General features: G+C 58.8%; 16 protein-coding genes. 10 read left to right on the forward strand and 6 right to left on the reverse strand.

The window, feature by feature from the left end; translation table 11 throughout:
- Positions 1 to 2 precede the first annotated feature (2 nt).
- A complete protein-coding gene (locus tag NA78x_RS03185) occupies positions 3 to 734 on the forward strand; it encodes a DUF4198 domain-containing protein (RefSeq protein ID WP_425616972.1) in 732 nt (243 codons plus the stop codon).
- A 23-nt stretch (positions 735 to 757) separates the two neighbouring features.
- Here NA78x_RS03185 and NA78x_RS03190 read toward each other — a convergent pair whose 3' ends face one another.
- From NA78x_RS03190 to NA78x_RS03205, 4 genes are all read right to left on the reverse strand, one after another.
- The gene (locus NA78x_RS03190) at positions 758 to 1,642 is read right to left on the reverse strand and encodes an ATP-grasp domain-containing protein (protein ID WP_425616973.1); all 885 of its coding nucleotides are present in this window, start codon (positions 1,640 to 1,642) and stop codon (positions 758 to 760) included.
- Positions 1,643 to 1,668: 26 nt separating this feature from the next.
- Positions 1,669 to 2,631 carry a methenyltetrahydromethanopterin cyclohydrolase gene (gene mch, locus NA78x_RS03195; protein ID WP_425616974.1) on the reverse strand — a complete coding sequence of 321 codons (963 nt, stop codon included), beginning with the start codon at positions 2,629 to 2,631 and terminating at the stop codon, positions 1,669 to 1,671.
- Between the two features lie 172 nt (positions 2,632 to 2,803).
- A complete protein-coding gene (locus tag NA78x_RS03200) occupies positions 2,804 to 4,081 on the reverse strand; it encodes a DUF1501 domain-containing protein (protein ID WP_425616975.1) in 1,278 nt (425 codons plus the stop codon).
- 137 nt (positions 4,082 to 4,218) lie between these two features.
- Positions 4,219 to 5,907, reverse strand: coding sequence for a DUF1549 domain-containing protein (locus tag NA78x_RS03205; RefSeq protein WP_425616976.1), 1,689 nt, complete (start codon positions 5,905 to 5,907; stop codon positions 4,219 to 4,221).
- A gap of 898 nt (positions 5,908 to 6,805) precedes the next feature.
- Between NA78x_RS03205 and sugE the strand changes: the two genes are divergently transcribed.
- The 3 genes from sugE (at position 6,806) to NA78x_RS03220 (ending at position 12,149) form a co-directional block, all read left to right on the forward strand.
- Complete coding sequence (sugE, locus tag NA78x_RS03210) at positions 6,806 to 7,183, forward strand: quaternary ammonium compound efflux SMR transporter SugE (RefSeq protein ID WP_425616977.1); 378 nt, start codon at positions 6,806 to 6,808, stop codon at positions 7,181 to 7,183.
- Positions 7,184 to 7,856: 673 nt separating this feature from the next.
- Positions 7,857 to 10,322: a TlpA family protein disulfide reductase gene (locus NA78x_RS03215; protein ID WP_425616978.1), complete on the forward strand. Its 2,466-nt coding sequence runs from the start codon at positions 7,857 to 7,859 to the stop codon at positions 10,320 to 10,322.
- Positions 10,323 to 10,352: 30 nt separating this feature from the next.
- Positions 10,353 to 12,149: an adenylate/guanylate cyclase domain-containing protein gene (locus tag NA78x_RS03220; protein ID WP_425616979.1), complete on the forward strand. Its 1,797-nt coding sequence runs from the start codon at positions 10,353 to 10,355 to the stop codon at positions 12,147 to 12,149.
- Positions 12,150 to 13,028: 879 nt separating this feature from the next.
- Here the strand turns inward: NA78x_RS03220 and NA78x_RS03225 are convergent.
- Positions 13,029 to 14,900: a tetratricopeptide repeat protein gene (locus NA78x_RS03225; protein WP_425616980.1), complete on the reverse strand. Its 1,872-nt coding sequence runs from the start codon at positions 14,898 to 14,900 to the stop codon at positions 13,029 to 13,031.
- Between the two features lie 152 nt (positions 14,901 to 15,052).
- Complete coding sequence (locus NA78x_RS03230; protein ID WP_425616981.1) at positions 15,053 to 15,442, reverse strand: hypothetical protein; 390 nt, start codon at positions 15,440 to 15,442, stop codon at positions 15,053 to 15,055.
- A gap of 314 nt (positions 15,443 to 15,756) precedes the next feature.
- On the opposite strand from NA78x_RS03230, the gene NA78x_RS03235 reads away from it, so the two are divergent.
- The 6 genes from NA78x_RS03235 to NA78x_RS03260 all read left to right on the forward strand — a co-directional run bounded on the left by NA78x_RS03235 (position 15,757) and on the right by NA78x_RS03260 (position 26,027).
- Positions 15,757 to 18,831 (forward strand): PSD1 and planctomycete cytochrome C domain-containing protein, encoded by a 3,075-nt coding sequence (locus tag NA78x_RS03235; protein WP_425616982.1) that lies wholly within the window; start codon positions 15,757 to 15,759, stop codon positions 18,829 to 18,831.
- Positions 18,832 to 18,876: 45 nt separating this feature from the next.
- Entirely contained in the window at positions 18,877 to 19,503 is a 627-nt protein-coding gene (locus NA78x_RS03240) for a Uma2 family endonuclease (protein ID WP_425616983.1), read from the forward strand.
- Between the two features lie 39 nt (positions 19,504 to 19,542).
- Positions 19,543 to 20,994 carry a DUF1501 domain-containing protein gene (locus tag NA78x_RS03245; RefSeq protein ID WP_425616984.1) on the forward strand — a complete coding sequence of 484 codons (1,452 nt, stop codon included), beginning with the start codon at positions 19,543 to 19,545 and terminating at the stop codon, positions 20,992 to 20,994.
- A 371-nt stretch (positions 20,995 to 21,365) separates the two neighbouring features.
- Positions 21,366 to 21,884 (forward strand): hypothetical protein, encoded by a 519-nt coding sequence (locus NA78x_RS03250; protein ID WP_425616985.1) that lies wholly within the window; start codon positions 21,366 to 21,368, stop codon positions 21,882 to 21,884.
- Positions 21,885 to 22,062: 178 nt separating this feature from the next.
- Positions 22,063 to 22,965, forward strand: a complete 903-nt coding sequence (locus NA78x_RS03255; protein ID WP_425616986.1) for a DUF4142 domain-containing protein — start codon at positions 22,063 to 22,065, stop codon at positions 22,963 to 22,965.
- A 266-nt stretch (positions 22,966 to 23,231) separates the two neighbouring features.
- Complete coding sequence (locus NA78x_RS03260) at positions 23,232 to 26,027, forward strand: YfhO family protein (RefSeq protein ID WP_425616987.1); 2,796 nt, start codon at positions 23,232 to 23,234, stop codon at positions 26,025 to 26,027.
- Position 26,028: the final 1 nt, after the last annotated feature.

Raw genomic sequence — 26,028 nt, forward strand, 5'->3', positions numbered from 1 at the left:
TGATGAAAATTGCGTCGTTTGCGGCACTAGCTCTGGTCTGTTTGGTCGCGGTCCCGGCGTGGGCCCACTTCATCTTTATTGCCACGGGACCCAATGCGGCGGGCAAGCCTGCCGTGCATTTGATCTTTGGCGAAGATGCCGTGTTGGGCGAAGCCAACTTGCTCGACAAGGTCGCCCACACCAAGCTGTGGACGCATGAAGCGGGCAAGCCGCCCGTTGAGGTGAAGTTGGAAAAGGAGATCAAAGGCGAGCATGGCACCTGGACCGCTCCGCAGGATCTGACGGGCAAGGCCTACAGTGCCACTTGCGAGTACGGAGTGTTGGCTCGCGGCGAGAAGAAGTATCTGCTCACCTATCACGCCAAGAACATCAATGCGATCGATCCTGCCGGCCTGAAGAACTTTGCCCGTGCAGAGAACCTGAAGCTCGACATCGTCCCAACCATCAATGGCGAAGCAGGCGAACTGCAAGTGCTCTTCGACGGCAAGCCAGCCGCCAAGGCCCAGGTGATGATCTGGACTCCCGACAAGTACGAGAAGGAAACCGAGCAGTTCACCGACGACGAAGGCAAGGTCAAGTTCAAGGTCAATCAAAAGGGCATCTGGACCGTTCGTGCTCGCCACCAGCACAACCAGGCTGGCAAGAAGGACGACAAAGAGTATCCCTACGAAATGCACTACAGCACCCTCGTGCTGAAGAACGGCGAACCAAAGCCTGAAGCCGCCGCAAAGTAAGCGGGGCAGTCCTCTTGCCAAATTCAGCGGCGGTTGCGAACGGCAGCCGCCGTGAACTCGATGACCTCTTTGGCGATATCGACATCAAGCGTTCTCGCCAGTGCTTTCCAACCGGGCACGGCATTCACCTCGAGCACATACAGCTGGCCATCACGGGCAGGAAGCAGATCGACGCCGGCAATCGGTGCGTGCACGGCTGCTGCAGCTCGTAGAGCCAATTCGCGTAGTTCGAGTGTAACTTCCAGCGGCGAGGCGGTCGCGCCGCGGCTGACATTGGTGCGCCAGTCGAGTGGGTTGCGGCGACGCATGCCGTAGACTTGTTCGCCGAGGACCAACAGCCGCCAGTCTTCGCCTTCGTGCTGAATGAATTGCTGCACGTAAAGAACGGCGTTTAACTGCGACAGCATCTTGAAGGCTCGCAGGGCCAGGTTCGCATCTTGCAGACGAATCAGCCCGCGCCCTTCACTGCCAAAGAGCGGTTTGACGACGACATCGCCGCCCAGTTCTTCGAAGGCTTGCATTGCCTCTTCAAACGTCTGGCAAACAATCGTGCGCGGCGTGAGCAGGCCGGCTGATTGCAGCTTGGCGGACGTTAAGAATTTGTCGACGGCCGCTTCGATGGCTCGCGCCGGATTGATGGCAATGCCACCGGCCGCTTCGTAGCGCGCGAGACAGTCCATGCGGAAGACAACTTGCTCAAGACTGCCCGGCGGCATGGTGCGCACGAGGATGGCTTCGCAGGCAGACAAATTGCAACTGCCGCTGTGAATCTCAAGTGGCTCGTCGCCGCCCAGCTTCGCTGTGATTTCGCTGAAGGCCGCGATCGTCAGTTCGTGCTCGTTGCCCGCTGCCCGCTGCAAGTCGCGCGCGTACCAACTATCGGGAGCCGCGAGAATGGCGATGCGCATGTACTTTGTCGCCCTGGGCTCAAAGGCTATTTCTGCAGCAGCCAATGCTGAAGGACATCGGGACGGAGCGTGCCGAACCGGTGCAACTTGCCGCTGGCGAGGTTGATGAAAGTGATCGTGCCGGGACTAAACAGGAGCGGGTCAATCTTATAGAAGTCGCCGTTGTACCGCTGAAAGATGCTGGCGAAGGGCTCGCCAAAATCGCTCGACGAGTTACTCGGAACTTGCGGGCCAAGCTCCGCCAGTTGGTCATCATCGGCATGTACCCACAGCGTGACATCGCCGCCATAGAGGACCGCATCGTTAGTCCAGCCAATGGCCGTCAGGTCGCTCTTGGCAATCGGCGGCAGCGGAGCCGTGCCGTAACCACTCACCACTTGCTGCAGGTCGAACTTGAGGGCGTGCAGTTTGTGAAGCGCCGTCTCAACCGACCGGGCAACAACTTGAACCGTGCCCGCGATGCTCGCGGTTCTGGCACCCAAGAGGGTCACTCGGTCCGGCGACACATGACAGGCCGCTGCGATCTGTTCCACGATGGCGCTCGGCGGAGTCTTGCTTGTCTCCAGCACGCCCACGACTTGTTGCGGCGACTCGATGTACTGCAAGTCCGCAAAGATTGGCTCGCGATTCGCGGCGGCGCGCATCGGGCCCGAGCCCATCGCAAAGTACTTCTCCGCAGCCAGTTGCCAGCCGGCATACTGCGAGGCCAGGCAAGCAGCGACCGGTTGATCGCTGCGGACTTCGATCGTCGGCCCAGCCCACAAATCACTGCGTGCCGGAGCTATCGTCACCGAGCCTAGACCGGCGAGGCAGATCTCGGCGAGCAGGCGACCAGTTTCCAACCCACCCTTGGCCTGAATGCCACAATCGACGAAACGAGCCCCACCGGGAAGTTGGTCGACCGTCACGTTATATCGCCGCGGTTCAGAAGCCAACCGCTCGGCGAGTACGGCCGCGCGATCGTTCAGTGAAAAACTCCCGAGTGGCATGCTGCATCATTTCCTGAAGGCTCGATAAATGTGACACGCCGATGATGCCGCATGGACCGGTGGGTCGCAACCCGGGTTGACGCGAACCACATTCAAAACAGGGCATAAAAAAGCCGACCGGAAATCATAGGACTTCCGGCCGGCCGAGAAAATCAAGCTATGTCTGCGTTACTTAGGCGAACAGTTCCTTGATGACCTTACCGCCGTTGGCGATCTTCATCGGGCGACCGCTCTTGCTGGTGAAGGTGGTCTCGAGCGAGATGCCGAGAGCCTTGCAGACCGAGGCCATCACGTCTTGTGAGGTGTAGGGTTCAGTCTCGACCGAGGTGCCATCGGCGTTGGTCTTACCCACGGCGATACCACCCTTCATGCCGGCACCGCCGACGACCACGCTCCACGAGCGAGCCCAGTGATCGCGACCCGTCGTGCCGTTGATGCGTGGCGTACGGCTGAACTCGCCCATCCAAATGATGGCGGTGTCTTTGAGCAGCCCCCGTTGCTCGAGGTCTTCGACCAGGGCGCTCATGCCGCGATCGAGAATGCCGAGCTTCGGATTCATGCCAGTGCCGAGCGTCGTGAAGATGTTGGCATGGTTGTCCCAGCCACCAAGATCAACTTCGACGAACGGCACACCGGCTTCTACCAGGCGGCGAGCCATCAAGCAGCCACGACCGAAGCCGTCGTTGCCATAACGGTCTTGAATTTCCTTCGGTTCCTTGGTGACCTTGAAGGCTTCCATCTGTTCGCTGGTCATCAGGTTCAGCGTCTTCTTCAGAATCTTCATGTGGTCGTCCGAAGCCGAACCACGATTCTGGCTGATGAAGTTCTTCTCGATCATGTCGAGAGCGGCCATACGTTGCATGAGTCGCTTGTCTTCGATGCCCATGTCCAAGTTGCGAACCTGGCCATTGCTGCTGACGACGAACGGAGCCCAAGCCATGCCGAGGAAGCCTGGACCAACGCTACCGCCACCGACCGAGACGAACGGTGGGATTTCGAGGTTGGCCCGTTGGTCGATCAGTTCGTGCGAGAGAACCGCACCGTAGCTGGGGTGCTCGATGTTGGGGTTTGGCACATAGCCGGTGTGCATGTAGTAGCGACCACGCATGTGATCGGCTTCGCGAGTGCTCATCGAGCGAATGATCGAGAGCTTGTCCATCACGTTGGCCGTGAGGGGCATGTGTTCGCAAATTTGCACATCGCCCTTGGTGCTGATTGGCTTGAACGGACCGCCGGTCGGGGCACCTGGCTTGAGATCCCAGATGTCCATCGTGCTGGGGCCACCGCTCATCCACAACAGAATGGCTGACTTGTGATTCTTCTTCAGTTCGGCAGCGTGCGTCCGCAAGCTGTGGCCGAAGGTGAGGGCCGGAATGGTCATGGCCGAGGCACCAGCCATGTGGGACATGAAGTGCCGGCGAGACATGTCCGAGGGAACTGAAGTCATCATGCGAGAATCTCCGAGAAGTGAGCGCGAGTGGTTGGTAGTTGGCGAAGGACTTTATCTTGCGGATCGCAGGCTCGTGTTGCCGAGCCTACTGAGTTGGTGAGGGATGTTCGTTAGAGGGCGTTGAGAGAGGTAACTCCTTAGTGCTGCAGGATGAACTCGTTGGCATTGAGTGCCGCCCAGAACACATCCTGCAAGGCAGCGACGGAATCACCACCACGGGCTTGCAGCAGCTTGTTCGCAATGTCGACCTCGCCCTGCGTGGGTGCACGAGAGAGAGCAGCCTGGAACAAGTAATCGATCTTTTGTGCGGGCGACAGCTTGCTGGTTGCCACTTTGTGCAAGAAGCTGCCCGATTCGGTGCTGACGGCTTTCTTCACCAGATCGCCATTCATCATCATCAGTTGCTGCGGGATCGTGCCGTTGAAGGTGGTCTGCTCGTCCCCTTCGTCGGTGCCGAAGGTCTGATTGAACTGCGAGAGCCACTGCGTCTTCAGCTTTTCCTGCTCGGCGTAGTCACCCTTGGTCTTTTGAGCTTCGGTGGCCACGATCAGCGATTCGTACAGCTCTTCAGCCCGCATGTTCCGCAGGTAGAAGTGCGTGAACTTGGGTGTTTCACCCATCAGCGGATCGTCGGCCTTGTTGCCGGGAGTGATCTTGCTGGAGAGCGAATAGGCTTCGCTGAGAGCAACCCACTTGATGAGTTCCTTCAGGTTAAAGCTGTTCGTGCGAACTTCTTTGCCCAGGTAATCGAGCAGTTCGGGGTGCGTCGGTGTGTTGTGCGGGCCCATATCATCGATGGGCTTGGTGAAACCATAACCGAGGAAGTGGTGCCAGATGCGATTGGCAATCGTCTTGTCCATGTATTCCGATGCCACAATCATCTTGGCGAGTTCTTCGCGGCGGTTCGCATCGGAAACATAACCGCTGCGAGGAGCTTCTTTGCCGTTGACGAACACGGGATAAGCACTGGCCATCAGACCATTGCGAAGTTCGTAGAAAATGATCGCTTCCGAGGCATCACCGCCACCACCTTCGCCCGCGAAATCCTGATTGACGAGTTCCGCAGATTCCACATCGCGAGTGCCCGGCACAAAGGTGCGCAGGGCCCGGGTCTGACGGAAGAAGGCGTTGAACTCCCAGAACTTCTGCTGCTTCCAGTCGTTGAACGGGTGATTGTGGCACTGGGTGCATTGCACCTGCAGGCCGAGGAAGTTCTTCGCGGTCATGGCCGTCGCCTGGGCGGCGTTTTCGTCCAGCTTCATCACCAGATAATTGGCAGCGCCGTTGAATTTCGGGCTACCAGGCGAAGTGGTGCCGGTGGCCGAGACCAATTCGTACACCATGCGGTCGTAAGGCTTGTCTTGGGCAAACGAATCGCGGAGATACTTTTGCATCCCTTCTCGACTGGTGAGTGTGCGGTCTTCAGTGCCGCCGGTGCGACCGATCAGGATGTTGGTCCAGATGGTGGTCCAGTTACGGGCGTAATCTTCGAGATAGATTTCATCGAACAGCAGCTTGTTGACGAGCTTGAGCTTGCGGTCGGGAGTTTTGTCGCTGGCAAATTCGCGAAGTTCCGTCACCGAAGGGACGCGGCCGAGAATATCGAGATAGACGCGGCGGCACCATTCGCCATCCGTTGCCATCGGCGACGGAGTCATTTCGTTGTCTTTCCAGACCTGACGAATTTGCTCGTTGATGTATTTGACTTGAGGAATGTTGTAGTCAGCCGAGGCAACCGCACCCGTCTTTGGAGTTTGGGCGTCGACCGGCAGGGTTGCCCCGCACAGCACCGCGACCAACAACAGTCCACCTACAATCCGTGACATAAATCCCTCTCTGCCTGTAAACGATAAGGTCGAAGAGCAAACTCGACCGCCTGCATTAGCACCCAAGCTGCATTAGCACTTAAGGTGTGGCGGACGAATCGATGTGCGAACTCTCAGGGCTCGCGTTGACCGAAAGTGTTCCCCGACAAGCGATAAACGACGGTGCGGCGGAAAAGTACTCTGCTTTTTTCAGTTTCTATTTCGCCCGCTCCGGTCGAAGCTGTGAGTTTATCGCTAAGGTGGGGTAAATTCAACGAAAAACGCCTGCAGATTAATGCTGGCAAGCGGAAGTCCGCCGCGATCGCCAGAAGGCAAATCTCAGGAGCCGAGAAAGAGATCGTGCGGTAGTCCGCAATCTTTTCGTCGGTCGCAGCGAAGCGATTCGCCAGCACGCCGATGTGTTTAATTTCTAAACACAGTGTTGCAAAATTGCGCTATCAAAATGCAGCAGGCGAGCTGACCCGTGTGACCGAATCAGCTCGCCTGTTTTGCATTGCCAAGTGCGCTGTCCAGACGCCCTCAGCTACCTCAATCTCTATTCCTGTGCCTCTTTACCGTCTGTTCTTGCCTCTATTAATCGCAGTAAACCGCGAAGAATAGCCTCTTTTCGCCGGCCCCTAGCATCTTGTGGATGCCACTTCTCTGTTCCGGCCCACATCAGGAATACTCACCACCGAAGAGTTCCGGTCCTCGGCGGCGATGTCCCACTAAAAGCAACTGGTGTGCCAAAGTTCCGACTCGGGTCCTCTCTCGCGGTTCGAGCGGGGTCAGCGAACCAATTGACCCCCGCCACGTCTCTCCTAAACTTACTGACAGAGGGACGACCCTCGCTGCACTGCCCCGTCAGGCAGCCACCAGTCGGGCAAGGACGACCTTGCCACCCACTCGGAGGTGTGCAATGGCGTGGATCATTCTTGTAATCGCGGGCCTGTTCGAAGTTTGCTGGTCAACCGGCTTGAAGGCGAGCGACGGCTTCAAGCTCTTCTGGCCCAGCGTCTTCACGGTCGTCACCCTCGCCCTGAGCATGGGCCTGCTGGGCTACGCCATGCGAACGCTCCCCCTCGGAACCGCCTACACGGTCTGGACCGGCATCGGAGCCGTCGGCGCGGTCATCGTCGGCATTGTCTTCTTTCGCGAACCCCTCACGGCGATGCGCGTCGGCTGCATCCTGCTGATTCTCGCCGGCATCATCGGCCTCAAACTGACCTCCGGCCACGACGAGCCCCAGCACTCAGATGTCAAATCACTGCCAGCTGAGCAATTGCCTGCCCCATGAATTCTCGATCTTCCAAACGTCCAAAAACGACGCCCACTTTGATAACTTTTTTGCGACAAAAGCCCACTCCGCAAAACCGCACTTAACATCGATCGTCCCAAGACTTTCCGAGATCGCAAAGCCGGTTATCGGCCGTCCTAGTGATAACCACTTTGAGTCCCGGTTTTTGGACACCCCCGTCATCAAACAGAGCAAGGCGATTGGAATTTACCGGCCGCGGTTGCCCTGGCAGAATGGGGGGATGGAGCCGAACCCCTTCAAATCGCCACGCTGGAACGAAGAACCTCAACGCGGCGACCGCGATCCAAAGGCACGAGTCGTGTTTATCGTAGCCCTTGTATGCATCGGTCTCCTGGCTTTGAGCATCGCGCTATGCGGCATCTGCAGCAGCATGGGGCCGTACCACTAGCTACCGAATTGATCAACGAGCTTGCCTCGTCCCATTTCCAACTCGCCACCAGCTAGGTGACGAGTCGTTCACGCTACTCGCGCAGTTGGAAGTCGCTGCTGAACTGAAATCTGCTCGACCCGTGATTCTTTGTCAAACGGCAGCCGCTGAATCACCCGCTGCTGCCAGACTTGATTGAGCTTTCCCGCTGGCGAGCCTGCTGCCACAATGGGCCCTTGCCAGCATCAGCCTGGTGCTGCCATTGGAAGTGGAAGGAGCCTGCGGGTGAAGACGAACGTGGTGCGCGGAACATCGATAGCATTCCTCCTGGCGGTCGCGCTGCTGGCAGTGCCTGGCTGCAAAAAACCGGAAGCAGTCGGCCCTAAGGTTGATAACCCCACGGTCTCGCCGCTGGCCAGTCCCGCCGAGAGCTTCGATGCCGCCACGTCGGCCAACAAGATCCTGCAGCGGTTGCTCAAAACCTATCGCGACGCCAAGTCCTATCAAGATCAGGCCGTCGTCAAGCTGTCGTACAAAGCGAACGGTCAGGATGTGGTGCAGGACTTTCCCGCGGCCGTCGCCTTCGAGCGGCCCAATCGGCTGGCGCTCGATGTGTACCAGGCCAAAGTTCGCATCGATGGCAAGCGGTTCAAGGCCAGTATTCACGATCCCGACTCGGGCGAGAACCTCGACGGGCAAGTCGTGGTCAGAACCGCACCGCTGATGCTCAAGCTGGCCGATCTTGCCAGCGATCCGTTGCTGTACGACACGCTCGCTGGTCGTCCGCGCCGCCAGCCTATTCAATTGGAGCTGATGCTCGAATCGCGCGGCCTGGCGAATGCCTTTGCCGACGATGTCGCTTGCCAGTTGCTCGACGACGGCATTTCGAATGGCCGAGGTTGCAAGCGAATCGCCGTTCCTTCGCCCGGTGGCAATTTCATCTTTTGGGTCGACCGCGAAAACAGTCTGCTCCGCCGGCTCGACTACCCGGCTGCGGCGCTCTTGCCCGAAGTGGCCCAAGATCCAGCGGTGAGCCAACTGCAGCTGTGGATCGAAATGCCCGGTGCCGAGCTCGATCAGCCCATCGCGGCCAGTCGCTGGCAGTTGACGGTTCCCGCGGGCGCGAAGGTGGTGAAATCGTTCCTTCTGCCGCCGCGGCCCCTTCCGTCGCAGTTGTTCGGTAAGCAGCCCAGCGAGTTCTTCTTCACCACGCTCGATGACAAGCGACTCACTCAGGCTCAGCTGACCGAGAAGATCACCGTCCTCTGCTGGTATCACGAAAACCCCGCCTGCGAAGCGACGCTGCAGCAAGTGGCACTCGCCGCGCGCGAGTATCGCGACCATCCCAAAGTCGCCTTCTATGGCGTGGCCACCGACCCTTCCGATATCCCCTCGGATCGCATTCGCCAAACGCTGCAGCAGTGGCAAGCCGAGATTCCCGTCGTCCGCGATCTGGAAGCCTTCGGCGACAAGAGTTTTAAGATCGAGTTCCAGCCCACCGTGGTGGTGATGAACGCGAAGGGACAGGTGCAGATCTTTCAATCGGGGGGCAATCCGGAACTCTCGAAGCAACTGGGCGTAATCATCGAACGCTTGCTGAAGGGGGACGATCTGGCTGCTGAGATTCTCACGCAGTTCGAGCGCGAACAAACCGAATACCAGACGCTTGTGGCCAGTGGTGGCCGCGAACCCGAGCCCGTCGTCGAACTCGCCGAGCCCGTCATTCGCCGCCGCAGCGAACCCAAGCACATTCAGCTGAAAGCCGCCTGGAACTGCACCGAGTTGAAATCGCCAGGCAACATCCTGCTGGTTCCACCTGTCCGCAGCGACGAAGAACCGAAGCTGCTGGTCTGCGATGGCTGGCGAACGATCGCGGAAGTCAGCCCCGTCGGCAAAGTGGTTCAGCGCTACGAGCTCGAACTTCCCGAGCAGGCTGCGGTCACTTTCCTGCGCACCACGGTCGACAAAGACGGCAAGCGGTTCTTCGTCGGCAGTTCTCCGCTCGCGCCGCAATGGTTCCTGTTCGATGAGCAGTTCAAACTGTTGACGGCCTATCCCAACACGCCGCAAGACTCGCTCCGCATCACCGACCTGCAACTGGCCGATCTCGACGAAGACGGCACTGCCGACGTGCTGGCCGGTAACGTCGGTCTGCTCGGTTTGCATGCCACGACTTTGCAGGGCGAAGTGAAGTGGCGGAACCGCACCTTCCCCAATGTGATCTCGGTCGCCGTGACCAGGCCCAACGATGTGGGCTCGTGGCAAATTCTGGTCACGGGCGAACAAGGTAGCGTGTTGCCGCTGAGTCGCTTTGGCCGCGAAGATCCCGCGAAAAAGGTCGCCAGTTGGCCCATCGCGCGGTTGGCGGTCGCCAGCTTTCCCACACCGACGCAAGCTTCGTTCGTGGGCATCTCGAACGATCCGCAAGGGAACCTCGTGGCGGTGGGGCTCACGTCGCAGTTGCGCGAATGCTGGAACTATCAGCTGCCGCCGGGTGCTCATCAGCAGCCCATCGATCCGATCGCTTCGTCGCAAGTGCTCGAAGGGCATCAAGGCGAATGGTGGTTTGCGGCCGCCGATGGCAGCGTGCATCTGGTGAGCGAGAACGGCAAATTGCACGACTCGTTCGCGACGGGCAGTGTGCTCAGTGGGCTGGCAGTCGCTAAACTCAGTCAAGGAGGGCTGCTGCTCCTCTCGACAACGAGTGGCCTCTCTGCGTGGCAAGTCACCGCCCCGCAAATGCCTCGCTAAGACCGCGCCGCCTCGATCCGCAAAACTACCATGGCCGATTTGATTGCTCAGGGCTCGCAACCGCAGTTTCGCTGGCGGCGGCGATTGCCACTGAATGTCCCGCAGGTTCTCGGCCGCGCCGGTGGTCCCTGGTCGGCACCGTGGGACGAACGAATCAGTCGTAAGCATGCCGAACTGATCCTGCAAGAAGGTCGCTTGCAGGTTCGCATGCTCCCCGAAGCTCGCAACCCCATCTTCTATCGCGGTCGCCGCAGCGATGCGTTCGAAATCCAACCGGGCGATCACTTTGTCATTGGCGAAACGACCTTCACCTTTGCCAACGAGCGCGTGAGCGTCGGCGGCGGAAACGAACCGGTCCCGCTCACCGAGCGAACCTTCAGCATCGAGGAACTCCACAGCCGCAGCTACCGCCGACCCGATCAGCGTATGGAAGTGCTGAGCCGCTTGCCCGAGGTCATCACCAGTTCGTCGAGCGACAGCGAACTCTTCGTCCGGCTCATCAATTTGCTGATGGGCGGAATCCAGCGAGCCGCGGCCGCGGCCATTGTCGAAATCACCGAAGATCAAGAGGCAGCGCCTTCGGAACTGAAAGTACTCCACTGGGACCGGCGAATCCTCTCCGGTGCCGACTTCAATCCTTCCGAACGGCTGATTCGTCAGGCAGTCACCACGCGGCAAAGCGTCGTCTACGTCTGGAGCGGCGCGGAGCGCGGCCCCGGCGACTTCACGCTCAGCGAAGGTCTCGACTGGGCCTTCTGCACTCCCATCAGTGGCAACGCCTGCAAGGGCTGGGCCTTGTATGTCACCGGCAGTTTCGCCGGCGATGCAGCGCTCGACGTGGGTGCCGACGTCGATTCGCTCGGCGACGAAATCAAGTTTACGGAACTCACCTCCGCCACGTTCGGCAGCCTGCGTGAAGCTCGGCAACTGGCTCGCAAGCAAGCGGGGCTCAGTCAGTTCTTTTCGCCTGTCGTGCTCGAAGCGCTCGCCGATCAAGATGCCGACGCGGTACTGCAGCCCCGTGAAGCCGACGTCACCGTGCTGTTTTGCGATCTCCGCGGGTTCTCGCGCGCGAGCGAAAAGCTCTCGGCTCAATTGCACGAACTGCTGCAACGCGTGAGCCAGGCACTCGGAGTGACCACGCATAACATTCTGCATACGGGCGGCGTCGTCGGCGACTTTCACGGCGACTCGGTGATGGGCTTTTGGGGCTGGCCGCTGGCCCAGTCCGATGCCGTGACGCGGGCCTGTCATGCGGCGCTCGGCATTCGCGCCGCGTTCAATGCCACAGCCTTTAACGCCACAGCCGCTCAAGCTCATCCCTTGGCCAATTTTCGCGTCGGCATTGGGATCGCCACGGGCCGCGCGGTCGCCGGTAAGATCGGCACGGTCGACCAAGTGAAGGTGACCGTCTTCGGACCGGTTGTGAATCTGGCATCGCGACTGGAAGAGATGACAAAGACGATTCGAGTTCCCATTCTGCTCGACGAAGTGACCGCCGCCGCAGCTCGCCAGCAGATGCCCGCCGACGAAGCTCGTGTGCGAACCCTTGCCAAGGTTCGTCCCCCGGGCCTCGATACGCCGCTGGTCGTCAGCGAACTCCTGCCACCGCTGCTCGCCTGGCCGCAACTCACCGACGAACACATCGCCGCCTTCGAGGCCGCCAGCACCGCGCTAAACGCCCGCGACTGGCCCCGAGCCCTGCAGTTGCTGCATCAAGTACCTCCCGACGATCTGGCCAAAGACTTCCTGACCGTCTTCATTGCCCAGCACAATCGCACGCCCCCCGAGAACTGGGACGGCATCGTCCCCGTCACCCGCAGCTGACCTTGCTCCAATTTGGGTCTCGCAACTTGGGTCTCGGGAAATCGGTGTTCACAAACCGGCCCCCTCTGACCGTGCGAATTAGCGAAATTGCCGCGAAAAACGCATGTTTCCGTCTCGCCAACCCGGCGGTTTGTGAACGCCCCCCAGTCGAGCGGCGTTCCACTTGCGTCCAATCGCAGCCGGCATCAGCACGTCCTCGGCGCGAAGTTTCTCGCAGCGACTTACTTCCCCTGCCACCAAGATGTCAAAGATATCCTTCCTGGAACCGCCGTCGCCACGTTCATCGTGACAACCACTTTTGATAACCAAAAGTGATAACCTTTTCGCGATTTATTTCGCGATAACCAGTTTCCCTTACTCGCGATCTCCGTTCATGTTACGACAACAAATCGTAATATTCAGATAGATTACTGATAACCATTTGATAACCACATTTCAATGACACGTTCTCAAGCAGTCCGACGTCTCCGCCAGGAAAACCTCGCTGACGGTCCTGCTGGCAGTGTCACGAGGTTTTTGGACAGCCGATCTTTCCCGGATCTCGACCGAAGTGACTTCAACCCCAACACTTGTCTCCGTTTCGACAACATCTGCATCACTTCCTTTTTGTCCAACTACTCAATCCCCGCTGGTTCACGCGCTATCACTCGCCAATCCAAGCCCTATCCAACCGATGCACTACTGGCAACTGCCGACATCCGCGCGCAATGTTACCATCGCCATTCGATCTACTAGACAACGCAGGTCGAGCACCAATCCATTGGCGCAAATCGGTGATTGATTGTCAAGTGTTAGCGCGTTATTTTTTGGTAACTGTCGGTTAATTGTTAAGTTTATGGTATGCAGCAAGTTGTCCGCAATTGCGACCAACCACCCAGATCACTTCTCCTCCGCTTGATCCAGTCGTTCCAAGTATTGGTTGATGTGCTCTCGTTCACTAGGAAAAAGATGGGGCAACTCTTGCCAGTGGGAGTAGAGCGTTCGTTCCCAGCAGCAGTAACCATCGGCAGGCCGGTGCTTGGCCAGTCGTTGAAACGCTTCGTGGATATCCGGTGCAATGGGCTCGTATTCGGCGCCCAGGCGAGCGAGGACACGAATGGCAGCTTCCGTAGTCCAGTCCAACGGACCAAACAGCGCGGAATAGAGTGCTGGACGTCGAATGGACTTTTCCCAGCCATCATCCAGATGCGCGATAACCTGCATCGCTGTGTGTTGCACCCGCGGCAACCAAACCAAGGTGGATTGATTGGCGGGTGTCGCCGGCGGATGCACTATCGCCGCTAACAAATCTTGCGCGCGATGGGGACCAAGTTCAGCAGCCAGCAAGCTGGCACTTGCCCAGTTGGTCAGTTCAGCGAAGGGAGCTTCTGCCAGCTTCGCAATCTTCGCCGACAACTCAGCGTCCGGTGGCGGCAGTCCTGGCCGCGGCTGAGTCCCTTCGTAATCCCACAACAGGTACTGCACTTCTTCCACCGGCCACCGCGGATCGGGCTGCGTGATGTGTTTCACCTCCACTTCAATCGCCAAATCGTTCTGCAGCCGAGCCATCTCCATTCGGAAGGCCAAATACACACTGGGGGCTTCGATGCCGGAAATCCTTACCTTCACGGTTCCTACCGGCGGATCCTGCGGGTTCTGCTCCAGCGAATCGCAGAACTTACGCAAGATGTTGGCTGTTGCGTCGGCTGGCGGCGGCAGACCGGCAAAGAACTCTTGGTTGTAAAGGCTGCCGGCCCGCCCGTTGCCTCCCTTCGCCAGGGCGATGACTCTGTCCAGCCATTGATCGTCGCCCGTCAGCTTCCAACTGCACATCAAGGAAGACGGTAAGGCCCAAGGATGCTGCCGATCTACTTCCAGCGCCTGTTCATACCAATCGTGGGCGCGCTGCCATTGCCCCAAGCGATAATACATATCGCCCGCTTCCAATCGCGCGCTCACATCGCTTGGATCCAAGCGCAGGGCGTCCCGAAAAGCCCGTTCGGCCTGTTCGTGATCTCCCTGCTGGCGATAAATCAGACCCAACGCGACAGCAGCGTGCCAATTGGGCGATTGGTCGAATGCTGCCTGGGCAACTTTGGCAGCTTCGACGTACCGTCCTGCCTTGCGCAGGATGCCCGCCCGCAGCATCGTGTTCATCTGATCTGTTGGCGCTGTCGCAAAATGACGTTCGCTCAACACCGACCAGCGATGCAGCAGACGAGCCTTTTTGACCGTCAAATCCTGTCGCTCTGAGTAACGGCCGAGGACGGCGGCGAACAATTGCAGCGCCATGGGGGCCGGCAGACCTTCCACCGCTCCCGCCGTCTCTAACCAAGGAAGCGCCCAAGCCTCCAAGTACTGCGCATCTGGTTTGGCATCTGTTGAACCCAGCAACAGCTCGACCGCGTCATGCAACCGGCCCTGCTTGTGCCAGATGTAGGCCCGTAGCGCCTCCGTCGAGTAATACAGCTGTTCGCCACGGGGAATGAGCTGTTCTGGAGTGGGGCCTGCAGCGACCAGATATCGCTCCAGCAGTTCAACCCACTCCGGTCGTCCGGGATCGTAACTCAGCAGATTCGCCAAGTGATTGGCGCCGTGAGGGAGATTTCTCGCCGACTCCAATTCGCCGCGAGCAACAAAGTACTCAAACTCCGCCGTTCCTTGCCGCAAGTGGACTGCGTCGCCATGTTGGCAGCCGCTGTCATCCTGGTTCGCGTTTCCTGCGCCCAATACGCTACGCGCTTTGTTGGCGAGATCTTTCCACCATGACATGCCACGGGCCCCGTCGCTTGTGATGAAGTCGCTTGTGATGAAATAGGTTTCCCCATCTGACCGCCGCCCATTGTCACATTTGAAGGTGTGATTTGGCAGCGTGGCAATTCCGCCGGGCGTTTTTTGTTTCTTGCAAATGCAGCTGCGCACGTTCAATTTGAAGCTGGAGAAACTGGAACAGCCTGGCTCTTGTCGACCGTGGTCGGTTCGTTGACTTTAATTACGGGATTTCCGTCGACGGTGCTCCATACCACCGTGCGCCCTTCCTCGGCCAAGCGAGATTCAAGCATCACCAACTTCAGCGTGGCAAGTTTGGCGCTCCGGCCATAGGCCGCCAGCGCTTCATGGGTAGCATAGACCTCCACTTGCCCAGCCTGGTCACGATAAGCGATGCCTTCTGCATCGAGGGCCAGATTCAGTTTCAGCAGCTGTTGAGCAGCCTTTTGCTGAGCTGTCGTTTGCAGTCGATGATCCAGCCACCATCCAATGGCAAGTCCAGTAGTCAGCGCAAGCCACAGCAAATCTCGTATGGTAAATTTCATCTTCGCATTCTACTTGCCTCCACGACCGGCAGCTGACGCTTCGATGCCCAAGCCAGCCACGAGTGACCGACCGTGTGCGACGCAACAGCGGCGATTGAAAATGGCTTGTAGGCTTCCTGTGGTTGCCGTTCTGCGTGGTTATCAGTCTCCGCGAAAACACGGGTGGAGTACCACCCGTGCCACCAGAAATGCTCCGCAGCAAACAAGGCGATTCGATTGTTCCCCCGCTGCGTTGCACTTAGACTGAAGAGTTGCCTGCCCGATAAGAACTGCCTACGAAAAACTCGCCAGCTCTCCTGCTGAGGATTCTCGAAGTGAAGCTCTCCGCACTAGCCCGCCTGAAGTTGACTATTTGCCTCACCGCGATGTGGCTGCTGGCGATTGCGCCCGCCGTGGCCGCGCCGCCGACTGGCAAGGTGAACTTTAATCGCGATATCAAGCCGCTCCTTACGCATCGCTGCTTTACCTGCCACGGGCCCGACGAAGCCGAGCGTAAGGCTGACTTGCGGCTCGACCTGCGCGACGAAGCACTGAAGGGGGCGATCAAGGCCGGCGATGGCAAGGCAAGTGACGTCTACGAGCGAATCACGTCGACCGATCCCGAAATCATGATGCCGCCGCCAACCGCGAAGAAGCCTCTCTTCAAGCCCGAAGAGGCCGAACTGATTCGCCGCTGGATCGACGAGGGAGCCCAGTACGATCAGCATTGGGCCTATGTGCCGGTCACTCGCCCCGCTGTTCCTGCCGTAAAGAACGACGCGTGGGCGAGAAATACCATCGATCGCTTCATTCTCGCGGCACAGGAACAACAGAATCTGGGGCCTTCGCCGGCTGCTGACAAACGGACATTGCTCCGCCGGCTCAGTTTCGATCTGACGGGCCTGCCGCCGTCGCCGGCTGAACTCGCAGCCTTCGTGAAAGACGATTCGCCGCAGGCCTACGAGAAGGTTGTCGATCGCTTGCTCGCTTCGCAGCATTTTGGCGAACGGATGGCGCTCTACTGGCTGGATGTTGTCCGCTTTGCCGATACGGCCGGCTATCACAGCGACAATCACCGCGACTTGGCTCCGTACCGCGACTACGTCATTCGCTCGTTTAACGACAACAAACGGTTCGACGCCTTCACGCGCGAGCAACTGGCCGGCGACTTGCTTCCCGGCGCCACGACCGAGCAGCGAATCGCGTCGGGCTTTAATCGCCTGTTGCAAACGACGGAGGAAGGTGGTGCTCAGCCTAAGGAGTACACGGCCAAGTATGTCGCCGACCGCGTCCGCAACACCGCGTCGATTTTCATGGCCAGCACGATGGGATGCAGCGAGTGCCACAACCACAAGTTCGATCCCTTCACCGCTCGCGACTTCTACAGCATGGGCGCGTTCTTCGCCGACGTGAGCGAGAAAGCGGTGGGCCGGCAAGATCAAGCCAAGATCCCCACGCCGGAACAGGCGATGCAGCTGCAACAACTCGAAACGCAACTGGCGACTGCCAAACAGCAATTGCAAGTGACGACGCCGGAACTAATCGCCGCGCAAGCGAAGTGGGAAAGTGAAGCGACCGCTGCACTCTCCTCGTCCGCCGATACCTGGCTCGCCAGCAAGCCCGAGAAGGCTGATTCTTCCGGCGGTGCCAAGCTGGTGGTCAAAGACGACAGCAGCGTGCTGAGCACCGGCAAAAATCCCGCGAAGGATAATTACACCGTCGTGCTGGCGAGCAACTTGCCGAAGATCACCGCCATTCGCCTGGAAGCTCTCACCGACGACACGCTTACCAACAAGAGCCTGTCGCGCGGCAATGGCAACTTCGTGCTTACCGAGGTGGAAGTCGAAAAGATTGCCGCTGACGGCAAGTCGCAGCGGGTGAAGATCGCCTCGGCTGATGCTGATTTTTCACAGGCTAGCCACGCTGTGGCGCAAGCCATCGATGGCAATGCCACAACCGGCTGGGCCGGCAATGGTCATATGGAAGCGAAATCTCGCCTGGCGGCTTTCGTGCTGGCTGAACCTGTCACACTGGCCGCCGATGAACGCCTGCAAGTGAAGCTCATTCACGGCTCGCAGTACCCGCAGCACAACATCGGCCGCTTCCGCCTGTCACTCACCGCGGCCGAAAAGCCGTCGCTCAGCGGCAGCAGCTTGCCCGCCGAAATTGCCTCGCTCCTGGGCACCAAGGCCGAAGAGCGAACCGCCGCACAGAAGGACAAACTGGCTGCTTACTATCGAGGCATCGCGCCCGAGCTGAAGCCCGCCCGCGATGAAGTGACCAGGCTCGAACAGCAACAGAAGGCCATCAGCGATAGCTTTCCCACGACGCTGGTGTCGATGTCGACCGCGCCGCGCGTCGTGCGCATTCTGCCGCGAGGCAATTGGCTCGATGACTCGGGCGAGATTGTCCAGCCGGCAGTACCAGCGTTTCTCAACAAGAATCCCGCGCAGACCACCGAGCGACAGACTCGGCTCGATCTGGCCAATTGGCTCCTCGCGAAAGATCATCCGCTCACTTCCCGAGTGTTTGTGAATCGCCTGTGGAAGCTCTACTTTGGCCGGGGGCTTTCGCGATCGCTGGAAGATTTCGGCCTGCAAGGCGAATATCCAACGCATCCCGAATTGCTCGATTGGCTGTCGGCCGAGTTCGTCGAGAGCGGCTGGGACGTCAAGCACATGATCAAGCTGATGGTAATGTCAAATGCCTATCAACAGGTTTCGACCGTCAATGCCGCCGCTCGCGAGCACGATCCACTGAACAACTTGTTCACGCGGCAGAATCGCTGGCGGATCGAAGCCGAAATGGTGCGCGACAACGCGCTGGCCCTCAGCGGACTCTTGGAAAAGAAGATCGGCGGCGCGAGTGTGAAGCCGTATCAGCCTGCCGGTTATTGGCAGTATCTCAATTTTCCCAAGCGTGAATGGCAGAACGACAAGGGCGAAAGTCAATATCGCCGCGGCCTGTACACCTACTGGCAACGAACCTTCATTCACCCGAGCCTCGCCGCCTTCGATGCCCCCAGCCGCGAAGAGTGCACCGTGCAGCGCCCCGTCAGCAATACGCCGCAGCAGGCCCTCGTGCTGCTCAACGATCCCACGTACGTCGAAGCGGCTCGCGCGCTCGCCGGCCGCATTGTCGCCGAAGGTGGAGCCGATGTTTCCAGCAAGATGAAGTTCGCGTATCAGCAAACACTGCTGCGGGAACCGACAGCCGACGAAGCCCAGGTGCTCACCCGCTTGTACGAAAAGCATCTTGAACAATTTCGTGCTGACACCGGCGCGGCGCAGCAGCTACAAACCGTGGGCGACTTAAAGCCCTCCGCCGGCCAAGACGCAGCCGAACTCGCCGCTTGGACCAGCATCGCTCGCGTGCTGCTGAATTTGCACGAGACGATTGTGAGGAATTAGGGGCTGGGACCTGAGGACTAGGGAAGGAGACGGGGACAAGCTGAAATGATTATTCGATCCACAAACTATCTCGATTCCATTTCCGAGTCAAAGCGACTGCTCGCATCATCCGCTGGCTTGCGCATGTCGGTGAGCGAATTTGAATCGATGGAGGATTTTGAAGATGGCTATCGGTTCGAACTCATTAACGGAGTCGTGATTGTGACGCCGCCTGCCTCTGATGCGGAAATGGATCCGAATGGCGAATTTGAATTCATGCTTCGCTATTACAAATATCATCATCCCGAAGGCAAGTCACTGGATGGAACAATGATGGAGCGAGAGGTCAAAACCTCCACTGGAATTCGACGAGTAGATCGGGCGATTTGGACCGGACTCGGCCGGAGCCCCGATAGTCGATCAGATGTTCCCAGCATCATCGTCGAATTCGTCTCACCAGGCAAAGTTGCGTTTGTTCGCGACTACGAAGAGAAGCGAGACGAGTATCTCGAACTCGGTTGCCAAGAGTACTGGGTGATTGATCGCTTTCGTCGCAAGATGACAGTGTTTCGTGCCGACGAGCAGGAGGTCACCGTGCTAGAGACGCAAGCGTACACCACAAGGTTACTGCCAGGATTTGAGCTGCCCTTGAAACGATTGCTGCACCTCGCCGATCAGCATCCGAATAGCTAATCGCAGCATAACGACTCACTTTGCCTGTTGAGCTTACTCATGAACCTCCAATCTCTCTCTACCGCTTACTCCCGTCGCACTTTCCTCGGCCGTGGCGCTTGCGGCATTGGCTATGCCGCACTGGCGTCGCTGCTCAATCCCATGGGCGGCTTTCAACGGATCGCCTCCGCAGCGGATAGCTCGCCCGATCCGATGCAGTCGCTGGGCATGCTGAAAAAGTTGCATCACGCGCCGAGGGCGAAACGCGTGATCTTTCTGACGATGGCTGGCGGACCGTCGCACCTCGAAACACTCGACTACAAGCCCAAGCTGGCCGAGATGCATGGCCAGCCGATGCCCGAGTCGTTCACCAAGGGGCAGCCCATCGCGCAGCTGCAAGGCAAAGAGCTGAAGTGCTTTGGTCCGCAGCATGCGTTCAAAAAGTTTGGTCAAAGCGGGCAGCAGATCGCCGAGATCTTTCCCAAGATGGGCGAACTGGCCGACGACATTTGCATTGTGAACTCGCTGCGGACGCAGGCGATCAATCACGATCCAGCTCACACGTTCTTCAACACAGGTACGACCATCAGCGGCCGCCCGGCGATGGGCTCGTGGCTGACGTACGGCCTCGGTGCCGTTACGCAGAACTTGCCGGGCTTCGTGGTGCTTACTTCGACCGGCAAGTTCGGCCAGGCTCAGCCCATTGCTTCGCGGCAATGGCACAGCGGCTTTTTGCCGAGTCGCTTTCAAGGAGTCGAACTGCGCGGCAAGGGCGATCCGGTCCTCTACGTGAATCGCCCCGCTGGTGTCTCGGCCACGCAGCAGCAAGATGTCGTCGAGGCGGCCGCTCAGCTAAATCAACTTCATTCGCAGGCTGTCGACGATCCCGAGATTGCCACTCGCATTGCGCAGTACGAACTGGCCTTCAAGATGCAATCGAGCGTGCCCGAACTCATGGACGTAGCCGACGAGCCGCAAGCGGTTCTCGATGCTTACGGCACCAAGGGTGGCGACGGCACGTTCGCCGCGAATTGCCTGCTGGCCCGCAGGCTGGCCGAGCGCGGAGTGCGGTTCATTCAACTCTATCATCGCGACTGGGATCATCACGGCGGTGTGAAAGATCAGATCGCCGGCACCTCGAAAGAGGTCGATGGTCCCTGCGCGGCTCTCATCAACGATTTGAAGGCCCGCGACATGCTCAAGGACACGCTCATTGTCTGGACGGGCGAGTTCGGTCGCACGCCGATGGCGCAAGGCAATGGCCGCGACCATCACATCAAGGGCTTCTCGATGTGGCTGTGCGGCGGCGGCATCAAGGGTGGCATCACCTACGGCAAGACCGACGAACTGGGTTACAATGCCGTCGAAGACATCGTCGAAGTACACGACCTGCATGCCACGCTCCTCCACTTGCTCGGCGTCGATCACGAACGGCTCACCTTCTTCTCGCAAGGTCGCGACTTCCGCCTGACCGACGTCAGCGGGCATGTGGTGAAGCCGATTCTGGCGTAAATGGGGACCGCTGGCCGAACCGCTGAATCCCTCCGAATCGCCGGCCTATCCCACGCACCACTTGCAAGCGAACGCGCAGGAAAGTGGTTACTCGCCAAACAGGCTGATTGAAATTTGTACGCTCGCCCGCAGTGTTGGCCAGCCAATGCGAGTGAACAAATTGGCTGATTCTTCATCAGGCGGGCTGATGTCTGGTGCGCAGGAGACAAATTCTACGCGAATCAGCGCTCACACAAGCGTTTTTTTCATCAGACCGCTGAGAACTCTCGTGCCAATGCGTAACGGGCACCCTGTTTGCTGAATGTTCTCGTACTAACGCTGAGCAAGACGCTGGCATCACGAAACAAGCACTGGTGAAGGGCGAGTGATTTATGGCTGCTGTAATTCAACAAACCATTGTGGGTGCCTTCGAAAGTCGAATCGATGCCGAGAATGCGATTCGCGAAATGAAGAGCTTCGGAATCGATGAAAGCCGGATTGGCATGGTCCTGCGTCATGCCAACGGCAAAGAATATGTTGATCCACGACCAACGGACTCGGGTACCAAGGCTGTCGAAGGTGCCGCGGTCGGCGTAGCCACCGGTGCTGGAGTTGGTGCCTTGTGGGCCCTCGGTATCGCCGCGAATATTCTGCCAGCCATTGGGCCGGTGATCTCGGGCGGCATCCTCGCTGCGGTGCTCGCCAGTGCCGCGGGTGGTGCTGCGACGGCTGGTCTGGTCGGTGCGCTGGTCGGCCTCGGCATCTCGGAAGAAGATGCTGTGTATTACGAAGGGGAACTGAAATCGGGCCGCACCCTGGTCACGGTTCAAGCCCCGGAATATGCCACCGACATCAATGAAATCATCCACCGTCACAACGGTGTTACCACGCAAGCGACTGCCATCCGGTAGTTCGCTTGCTTCTTTCGGTTTTCCACTCTCGTAACGTCGGGCGACGTTGCGAGAGTCTTTACCAGTTGTAGCTGTTTGGGCCGATGCCCCGGATTCGCAGAGGCGGAATGTGTCCGCTGCATTGCACCCAAGCGCACTGGTCTGTGAGTTTGATTGAGGTTTATCAGGAGTTTTGGCAATGCGTAAGTTTTATGGATGGTCGTTGGCAGGTGTGGCAATGTGCGGCGGAATGGCGCTGGCCCAAGGGACTCAGCCTGGTGTAAACAACCAGATCAAGCCCGGCCAAGGTCAACCGGCAGTGCAGGGACAGCCTGCAGTTCAAGGTCAGCCAGTGCAAATTCGGCCGGGCCAGCCTGGGCAACCAACGGTTCAGAATCAACAAGGACAAAATCAACAAGTGGCTCACTCGGCCGATCAGCAAGTGGCACAGTTACTCGCCAGTTGCAATCGGAACGAAGTCGAAGTCGCCAAGTTCGCCATGGACAAGCTGAAGTCGGACGAGGCCAAGGAAGTTGCCACTATGATGATCAAAGATCACACCGCGGCTGCTGAGAAGTTCTCGAAATGGGCTTCTGCTCCGACAAGCGTGCGAACCGAAGTACGTAGCGAAGCGATTCGCGAGAATGAAACTCGCGAAGAAGGTCGCCGGGAAGAACGTCGCGGAGAACGTCGTGAAGGTGCTCGCGAAGGAGCAGCCACGATTCCGAACAATCCGGCCGCTCGCCCTGCGGCTGCTACCACGGCTCAGAACGCTCCCGCCGGTGTAGCTGGCCAGCCTCGCGTCGCGCTACGTCCCGTAAGCGGCGGCCAACTCGACTGGTCAGCTGTTCATCAAGAGATCGCCAAGGAAAGTCTCGACTCGTGCAAGAAGGAACTGGCCCGCTACGAAGGAAACGACTTCGATAAGGCATTCCTCGGGCACCAACTGGGCGCTCACATGATGGCGGCAACTCAATTGAAGGTGCTGCGCAATCACGTGTCGAGCCAACTGGCCGGCGAAATCGATGCGGCTCACGAGACGACCGAAACGCACATCAAGCACCTCCGCAAGGTGATGGATGAAAAGAAGGACGAGAAGTAGGACAGGCGTTTAATGGATTATCTGCTGTCGACCGCCAAACGGATCTGACGGGCATCACGTATCTGTTCCGCGAGGGCCGCGGCTGAGTGTTCACCACTCAGCTGCGGCCCTTCTCATTTCTTGCCCCCTGCTTTCGCGGCAATCGCCTCCCCGCTGACCTACGCTTGAGCGGCCATTCGGCAACCGCGGTCCGGTTTGCTCTTGAGCCGTAACTGCTGCTGGCAATACAGTTTGCTTGCAGCAACTCGAATCGTAGGATCAGGACTATGGCAACCGGCGAATCATTGACACAGTACCGTCAGCCACGCAGTTCGCGTTGGCTGGTGCTGGTTCTGTTGATTGCGCCGATCGTAGTGATGTTTGCGCCGGTCCTGTTTGCCAACCGGACCTTCGGCTTTCGTGATGGAGCCCACTTCTATCATCCGCTATTTCAGTGGATCGCAGCGGAGTGGGGACAAGGACGCGTGCCGCTATGGAATCCTCAGGAGAACAGCGGACTGCCGATTCTTGCCGACGCGACCAGTAGCATTTTCTATCCGGGCAAGTTGCTGTTCACGCTGCCGATCCCCTTTGCCTATCGCTACAACCTGTATGTTGTCGGGCACGTGTTGCTAGCCGCCGTGGGTATGTACTCGCTCGCGCGGCGATTGAGCGCAAGCCAACCCACTGCAGTATTGGCTGCCCTCGCGTATGCGTGCGGCGGTAATGTCGTCTTTCAATACTGCAACGTGGTCTTCCTGATCGGCGCTGCGTGGCTCCCGGCAGCGCTGTTGGCCATTGAAGAGGTTGTCTCGAATCGTTGCTGGCGAGGGATGCTCTTCCTGGCCTTTGTCCTGGCCATGATGATCCTCGGCGGCGACCCCCAGATGGCCTATCACGCGCTGCTCGCTGCGGGGCTGAGATTGCTCTGCCAGTGGTGCTGCCGAACTCCTTCAGCAGCAGCGAGCACGACAGCATCTCTACCAATCCTTCGCGAGCCAACACGTTGGTGGCTCGCGCCGCTGCAGTTGGCCGGTGCCGCGGTCTTTGCCTTCTTGCTCGCGGCAGTGCAGATTCTCCCTTCGTCGGAAGCAACCAAGTCCAGCGAACGGGCCGCGTTTACCAGACCTCGCAATATCTTCGAAGCGGCCGCGACCATTCGCGCCAGCAGCCCGCACGATTCTCTGCTGAAGGAAACGCCCAGCGAAGCCATCGCCGCGGGCATCTTCGGCCAACCGGAAAAATCTTCGCATCAAGATCGGGCTTACAACTTCAGCGTCAGCCCGTGGCGACTCATCGAGTTCGTCTGGCCGAATGTCTCCGGCCGGCCGTTTCCCATTTCGCGCAACTGGATCGGTCAATTGCCCGGCAGCACGAGTCCCTGGACCCCTTCGCTCTATCTGGGGCTGTTGCCGTTTCTGGTTGGTGTCTTCGCGATTCGCTGCTGGAAGACGGATGCCACCACGCGCTGGCTCTCGACACTTGTGCTGATCTTCACGCTCGCCAGTTTTGGCTGGTATGGCCTGGGTTGGGTCGTTCGTGAATTCTACGCGAGCGTGCTCAAAGGTGATTCGTCACAGCTAAGCATTGGTTCGCCCGTCGGTGGCGTCTACTGGCTGATGGTCACACTATTGCCGACGTACATCTACTTTCGCTATCCGGCCAAACTGATGGTCGTCGCCGTTTGCGCACTCTGCGGCCTCGGTGCTGTGAACGCCGATCGTCTGTTTGCCGAGCGCAACGATCGCTGGACCGCGGGGCTGCGCCTGTTTGGCCAGGTGAGCACGCTGCTGGCCTTCATCGTGTGGTGTGCCTCGAGCTACCTGATCAAGCTGCCGATGAAGCCCAGCCAAAGCTTTGGTCCGTTCGATGGTCACGGCGCATCCGTCGATGCCATCACGGCGCTCCTGCATGCGGCTGTTGTCGCCTGGTTATTGCAGCTGATTCTGCAGAAGCTGTGGACCGTCCCTTCAACCGAAAAACAACGCTGGCAATGGGCAATCGTCGGGCTGACCGCCGTCGAACTGGTAGTCGCCAACGCCTCGATGATCTTCACAGCACCAGCGGCCATGTGGAGTGAACCAGGCCCGGCGGCAATAGCCATTCGCGATGATCTGGCCGCGCAAACAGCAGCCAACGAGAATCCGGGCACCGTTCGCCCGGAACCTCGAATTTTCCGCGGTGGCTATCAAACGTGGCATGCCCACAGCTTTGCCAAGACCCAATCGGCCAGCCGACTGCAGGAATTAGTCCGTTGGGAGCACGATACACTGTTCCCGAAATATCACCTGGCCAGCGGCTTGCCCCTGGTTGAATCGTATGGCTCGCTGAAACTGCTCGACTACGAATCGCTGCTGCATGTCGCGCGCGGTTACAGCAAATTAGAGTTTGAAGGCACGCGCATCCCGAACCCTGTGGCCCTTCGCATGACCGCCTGCGAATACCTGCTGCTCCCTGCGAATGCCGAGGTTCCCTTCGCCGAACGGGTCACACCGGACAAACAGATTACCCTGCCCGAAAATCTCAGCATCTGGCGAATGAAGAAGACGCAACCCCGCGCGTGGATTGTGCATCATGTGGTGCAATTGCCGCCGCTCACCAACACGCTGGACTTGCCCGCCGTCGACGCCCGGGCAGCTGAGGTGCTTACGGGAATGGTCGATGGCAAACGCAAGCTGCGCGACTTTCAGCGAACAGCTGTGGTCGAAACGGATCTGCCGTTAAGCGATGTATTGCTCCATACCGATCCCGCCGCAGAGAACTCGTCCACCTGCGAGGTTCTCATTGACGAACCGCAACACATTCAGTTGAAGGCCAAACTCGCTCGCCCGGGCCTGCTGGTGCTCGCCGATAGCTGGTCGAGCGGCTGGCAAGCTTCCCTTCAATCAACCGCACCGCAGCCACTGACCATCCATCGCACCAATCGTTGCTTCCGGGGCATCGAACTCCCTGCCGGCGAGCTCACGATCGACTTCCACTACCGCCCCACCAGCTTCTATCGCGGCGGCCTCATCAGCGGCATCAGCTGGCTGGTGCTGATCGGCTGTTGCGTCTTCCTTGGTTGGCGAAGACAGACTTGTTAAC

The sequence above is a fragment of the Anatilimnocola aquadivae genome, from assembly GCF_049819085.1.
Classification (GTDB): domain Bacteria; phylum Planctomycetota; class Planctomycetia; order Pirellulales; family Pirellulaceae; genus Anatilimnocola.